Source organism: Mesorhizobium sp. M7D.F.Ca.US.004.03.1.1, assembly GCF_003998635.1.
GTDB lineage: Bacteria > Pseudomonadota > Alphaproteobacteria > Rhizobiales > Rhizobiaceae > Mesorhizobium > Mesorhizobium loti.
In genome coordinates this window covers 1-2,349 of the sequence record NZ_RZQG01000897.1, presented here as the reverse complement: position 1 = coordinate 2,349, position 2,349 = coordinate 1, and the positions used below count along the sequence as shown (strand labels likewise).

Genomic DNA, 2,349 nt, shown 5'->3' with positions numbered 1-2,349 from the left:
AGCCGAAATTGCCCTGTCCGTCGATCAACGGCACGCGCAGCGACCAGTCCTGCGCCATGCGCACCAAGGCGTCATAGATGGAAGCGTCGCCATGCGGATGGTATTTACCCATCACGTCGGCGACCGGACGCGCCGACTTCACATATTTGCGGTTCCAGTGGTAACCGCTCTCATGGGCGGCGAAGAGAATGCGGCGATGCACCGGCTTCAGGCCGTCGCGCACGTCGGGCAGAGCGCGGCTGACGATCACGCTCATGGCGTAATCGAGATAGGAACGCTGCATCTCCTCGACGATGGATATCGGCTCGATGCCGGTGGGGCCGCCGTCGGCGCCGCGCGGTGTCTTCTGGTCGGTCAAATCGGATCACAATCTAATCAGGAATCACTTGGTGCTTATATAGGAAGCAAGGCTGAAACTCCAACATGTCAGGCACTTTTCCAGTGTCATTTTTGGTGGTAATTTCAAATGGATACCACTGATTGCGACGATATGGCCAAGGCGGTTTTCGCCGCACCAAGGCAAAAGCCTGCAATGGACCGTTTTCCCCTGCGAAAGCCGCGAGCGCGATGAATTGGACCCCGTGGCTGCCTTTGCGAGCACTGAGCGGTTGGCGACCGCAGGATCTCAACAGAGATATCGTCGCGGGCGTGACACTGGCGGCGATTGCCATTCCCGAACAGATGGCAACGGCCCGGCTGGGCGGCTTTGCTCCTGAAATCGGTTTCTTTGCCTTTGTTGCCGGTTCGGTGGCATTTGCCCTGTTCGGGGCCAACCGGCATCTCTCATCCGGCGCGGATTCGACCATCACGCCCTTGTTTGCCGGTGGCCTCGCGATGCTCGCGGCATCCGGGTCGCCGCATTATCTGGCGCTGGCAGCCATGCTGGCGCTGATGGTCGGGCTGATTGTGACGCTAAGCGGTGTCTTTCGCCTTGGCTGGATCGCCGACCTTTTGTCGGTGCCGGTCACGACAGGATTCCTGGCCGGTATCGCCGTCCATATCATCGTTTCGCAATTGCCCGGACTGCTCGACCTGCCCTCCGAGAGCGGTGAAACCTTGCGGCGCGTCGGTGAGATTGCCGGCAATCTCCATCTGACCAATCCCTGGAGCCTCGCGCTCGGTCTTGGCGTGTTCGCGATCGTGTTCTGCGCCGACCGGATCAGCGCCCGTATCCCCGGCGCGTTGATCGCCATGGTGCTCGCCACCATCGCGGTTGCCGTCTTCGGCCTTAAGGACCGCGGCGTCGAGGTGCTCGGCGCCTTGCCCAACGGCCTGCCACAGACCGGCCTGCCGCATGCCAGCCTCGACGATGTGCAGGCGCTGTTTCCACTGGCGCTGCTGATCGCCATCGTCGTCATGGTGCAGACGGCGGCCACCTCCCGTTCCTTCGCGCCGCAGCAGGGCGAGGCTCCCGACGTCAATCGCGATTTCGTCGGCGTTGGCGCCGGCAGCATCCTATCGGGCCTGTTCGGCGCCTTTGCCGTCAATGCCAGCCCACCGCGCACCGCAATCGTCGCCCAGTCGGGCGGCCGCTCGCAATTGTCCGGCCTTGTTGCCGCGGCCATCGTGCTGGCGCTTGGTGCTTTCGGTGGCGGCCTGCTTGCCGATGTTCCGCAGGCCGCCCTTGCCGGTGTCCTTTTGTTCGTTGCGCAGCACATTTTGCGCTGGAAGGTGTTCGCCAATGTCTACCGGCAGGCGCCGGTCGAATTCGTCTTGATCCTCATCACCATGGCGGCGATCGTCGTGCTGCCGATCGAGACTGGCGTGGCGATCGGCATCGGCCTGTCGCTGCTGCACGGAATCTGGAGCGCGACCCGTACGCAGCCGATCGAACTGGAACAGGTGCCGGGCACTTCGGTGTGGTGGCCGCCCGGTAATCCGGCTGTCGGCGAACAGCTCCCCGGTGTGCTGGTCGCGGCGTTCCAGGCGCCGCTGTCTTTCGTCAATGCCGACCGTTTCAAGCGTGGCCTTTGCGATCTCATCGACGCCCGGAACGAAACCGTGAAACTGGTCGTGCTCGAGGCCAGCAACATCGTCGAAATCGATTACACCGCCGCGCAAGCCCTGATCGACACCATCCTCCATTGCCGGCAGTCGGGCGCGATGTTTGCCATCGCGCGGCTAGAATCCGTGCGTGCGCAGGCGGCACTGGCGCGGTTCGGCATTGCTGAAATGGTCGGCACGCAGCGCATATTCCACAGCGTCGACGCGGCAATTAAGTCACTTGGTCTGGGGAAACAGCAGCAGCAAGAACAGGATGGAATGCCATGATTGACCCCCGAGAACCCATTGTCACGCCGGTTCCCGTCGAGGAACTGAGGCCGACGCAGATAACGGTCGGCATGAGAG

Annotated in this window: 2 protein-coding genes; one reads left to right on the top strand and one right to left on the bottom strand. The window is 62.5% G+C overall.

Features of this window, described 5'->3' with window-relative positions; genetic code table 11:
* Positions 1-358, bottom strand: a 358-nt coding sequence (locus EN935_RS31550; protein WP_281040374.1) for a DNA gyrase subunit A, incomplete at its 3' end; no start/stop codon positions are given.
* Between the two features lie 209 nt (positions 359-567).
* Between EN935_RS31550 and EN935_RS31545 the strand changes: the two genes are divergently transcribed.
* Positions 568-2,271: a SulP family inorganic anion transporter gene (locus tag EN935_RS31545; protein WP_127263082.1), complete on the top strand. Its 1,704-nt coding sequence runs from the start codon at positions 568-570 to the stop codon at positions 2,269-2,271.
* Positions 2,272-2,349 lie beyond the last annotated feature (78 nt).

Bases quoted from the DNA above. Each gene is read 5' to 3' on its own strand.
- EN935_RS31545 (WP_127263082.1), top strand. From the start codon at position 568: ATGAATTGGACCCCGTGGCTGCCTTTGCGAGCACTGAGCGGTTGGCGA.